A 2,743-nucleotide genomic window follows, 5' to 3' on the forward strand; every position below is an offset into this window, starting at 1 on the left:
TTCTTTCGAAGCTGTTTGCGCTCCGCTGAGGGATCGCCGCCCTTGCTGGCGCTGGTCAGATGCTCGCGGGCAAGCTGGCGAGCCTCTTCTGTCGTCATCGTGCCGATCCGGCCAATCGTCATCTTGCGTTGGCGGTTTTCGGCAGTTCGATATTTGACGATGTACGAGCCGACGCCGCTTGGCATCATGCGAACGCCGAAGCCCTTGAGTTCGCTGTCCCACAAGAAGCGCTCAGCCGTCCTGTCAGGCTGGAAAGCATCTACAACGCGCTTCGTAATCTTCGGCACAATCGACCCTATCATCAAGTTCCGCGGAACCACGGCGGAACCAATCCACTCCGAGGCAGCGCATGTCGCAGAAGTGCCGCCAGCACATTTTCGGCGAGCATTGCACCGCCAACAACATCGCCCCTTGCTGCCTGTGCGGCCAGCCGATCCACCGGCACAACGACCAGTGGACCGTCGAACATTTAACCGCGCTCGGGCTGCTTGGCCCCGACCTCAATACCAACTGCGCGCCGGCCCATGAAGCTTGCAGGCGACAGAAGGACAAGACAGACGTGGCCCGCATCGCCAAAGCCAAGCGGCAGGCCGAGGCCGGGACGCCAAGGCACCTGCATGATACAGGTCATGAAGGTATTGCCATCATGGCAACACCTGACACAAAAAAGCCGGCGCGAGGTTTTCAGGCCCCGGCCGGCGTCAAATACGATTGGCGGCAGCGCCGCTATGTGAAAGCTAGTCGTCTTTCCAGACCGGAACCCGCTTGACCTTGATCGGCACCAGGCGACCGATTTTTAGCCCTACCGCTTCCGGCCCCGATGGGATGACCGTGGTGACATCAAGGAAGTGAGAACCGCCGCAGCCGCACTTCATTCGGCGCATAAGCTCATCCACCTCAACGTCACCGACGACGGCAATCAGATCGGCCGGGGAATAGTTGTTTGGCTTTTTGCAGGACGGGCATCGGATGCCTGTCAAGCACTCCCTCCGGGGTCTTGCGCCTTGCGGCGGCCGGGCAGATACTTCGCATATGGCAAACGATGAATTCGCAAACAATGCCGTTGGTTACGCACTTGCGAAGGCTGAGGCTGACCTAATCTCAGACTACGTTTCACGCGGCCGAGCGCTTCAGGGTTTGAACGGTACTGAGCTTCAAACGCTGTTCGAGCATACCTTTCGAACATTCGTCCACAGCGACAACCAGCGCCGCGACAATGAAGACACACGCGCAGAATTTGAGCTTCGGGGACTTAAGCCGTCCTTCGACAATGTGAAGACCGATTTGGAAGTTCTCATAGCGAGAGCAAAGGTGACCGCTCAAACTGAGGATGCTCGTGAGCGAATCGGCATATCAATTATTCAAGACTACATAGAGAGTCTTGATCGGCAGCAGTAGTTGGAGCCCCGTCCGGCCTGCTAGGACTGCACTGTCAAGAAAGACGATAAGCTCAAGGACGCCGTTGCGGTGAACTTCCTCAACCAAATCCTTTAAAGCAGGCCCTTGCCGGCAGACACCAACAGGCGGTGTGCGTTCAACAACGCCCTTCGGGGCCGGGCGGCATGTCCGGCTCGTCGTTGCGCCGCCTAGCTCTTTCCGCGACAAGAAACCATCCCGGGGCGATACCGCTGGTCCAAGTAAGATCGGCCTCCGCATCATTCTGCTCTTCAAGCGGTTCCGGTTCAAAATCCGGATCGCCATCCATCTCGTCCAAGACAGTCAAGAGATACTCGATTGTCGCTTCTATGCGCTTCCGAAAGAACTCGCTCATTGCGATGTCCATTCGATCAAGAATTTCCCATCAAGCTCTTGGACCGCTTTCCAAACGTGACGAATGTGAACTCCTCGAGCGGGTGACCACCCCGCAAACGACCTACCGGATCGACACATCTGGTCTAGGTCTTGACGTGAAAGGTTGAGATCGAAAGCGCGGCGCAGTATTGCATCCATCAGCGCATGGCCAGTAGGCTTGGGAGGTCGCCGGTCATAGCGAAGGTTGGTATATGCCATTCTGTTGGCAACCTGCATCATCGTTAGCCCTAACTCGGCGGCGATCTCCCGTCGAGGAACGCCCTCTCGGACACGCTTACGCAAGATGCTATCTTGCCTCTGGGTCCAAGAATGGATCGGCTTCCTGAGGTTACATTTGCTGGCGAAGGAGTAGATCGCCTTGGGAGTCCGGTGCGGTAATCTACGTCGAATGGCGTCGACATTCGGCCAATGTGAAACGACGACCTCATGTTCTTTCAACGTCCAATCAGTGTATTTTCGTACGACGCGATGATGACGTTCTGACGCGTGAATTATGGTTCCGTGCATGTAGCTTTCTCCTCCGGCCACCCGCACGGACAGGTTGTCGAAATAACAAATCGACTTCTAGACGTCGGGCCTGATCTCCCCTAGTTCCACAGCCCGCTAAAGGATTGATGGGGAGGAACGATTTTTGATTTCCCACCATGCACAGTGCTGCTCCATCCCCGCTCGTCCCGCCACCGCTCACCGGACGTAATAGATCTTCTCCAGCCTCCTGATCGTCATGCCCTGTCGCTCGACCGCGCCTGGCAGGATCGTTTCAATCCGCAGAGTGCGCTTCCCCTACCTCGATGTTTCCCAACACCTGCGGCAGGTCATCGAGCGAATAAGCGCGAGCCACCTTGCAATACCGGAATTTCAGTATTGTGGTTGCTGGACGACGGGCGTGATGCTGCCGCGCCATGATCGAAATAAACTCAGTCTTTGCCGA

5 protein-coding genes are annotated in these 2,743 nt (G+C 56.7%); 2 read left to right on the plus strand and 3 right to left on the minus strand.

Going from position 1 to position 2,743, the window contains the following annotated elements; translation table 11 throughout:
* A partial coding sequence (locus tag WBF74_RS02935) for an Arm DNA-binding domain-containing protein (RefSeq protein WP_424434923.1) occupies nt 1–287 on the minus strand: 287 nt, incomplete at its 3' end.
* A gap of 62 nt (nt 288–349) precedes the next feature.
* Between WBF74_RS02935 and WBF74_RS02940 the strand changes: the two genes are divergently transcribed.
* The gene (locus WBF74_RS02940) at nt 350–769 is read left to right on the plus strand and encodes a hypothetical protein (RefSeq protein WP_424434926.1); all 420 of its coding nucleotides are present in this window, start codon (nt 350–352) and stop codon (nt 767–769) included.
* Here the strand turns inward: WBF74_RS02940 and WBF74_RS02945 are convergent.
* Nucleotides 738–980 (minus strand): hypothetical protein, encoded by a 243-nt coding sequence (locus tag WBF74_RS02945; protein WP_424434929.1) that lies wholly within the window; start codon nt 978–980, stop codon nt 738–740. The genes WBF74_RS02940 and WBF74_RS02945 overlap by 32 nt on opposite strands.
* A gap of 52 nt (nt 981–1,032) precedes the next feature.
* Here WBF74_RS02945 and WBF74_RS02950 point away from each other — a divergent pair, with 52 nt between their 5' ends.
* On the plus strand, nt 1,033–1,398 hold the full coding sequence (locus tag WBF74_RS02950) for a hypothetical protein (RefSeq protein ID WP_424434932.1): 366 nt from the start codon (nt 1,033–1,035) through the stop codon (nt 1,396–1,398).
* 136 nt (nt 1,399–1,534) lie between these two features.
* Here WBF74_RS02950 and WBF74_RS02955 read toward each other — a convergent pair whose 3' ends face one another.
* A complete protein-coding gene (locus WBF74_RS02955; protein WP_424434935.1) occupies nt 1,535–1,783 on the minus strand; it encodes a hypothetical protein in 249 nt (82 codons plus the stop codon).
* Nucleotides 1,784–2,743: the final 960 nt, after the last annotated feature.

It is taken from the genome of Parvibaculum sp., from assembly GCF_049672805.1.
Classification (GTDB): Bacteria; Pseudomonadota; Alphaproteobacteria; order Parvibaculales; family Parvibaculaceae; genus Parvibaculum.

Bases quoted from the DNA above. Each gene is read 5' to 3' on its own strand.
- WBF74_RS02940 (WP_424434926.1), top strand. From the start codon at position 350: ATGTCGCAGAAGTGCCGCCAGCACATTTTCGGCGAGCATTGCACCGCC.
- WBF74_RS02950 (WP_424434932.1), top strand. From the start codon at position 1,033: ATGGCAAACGATGAATTCGCAAACAATGCCGTTGGTTACGCACTTGCG.
- WBF74_RS02955 (WP_424434935.1), bottom strand. From the start codon at position 1,783: ATGGACATCGCAATGAGCGAGTTCTTTCGGAAGCGCATAGAAGCGACA.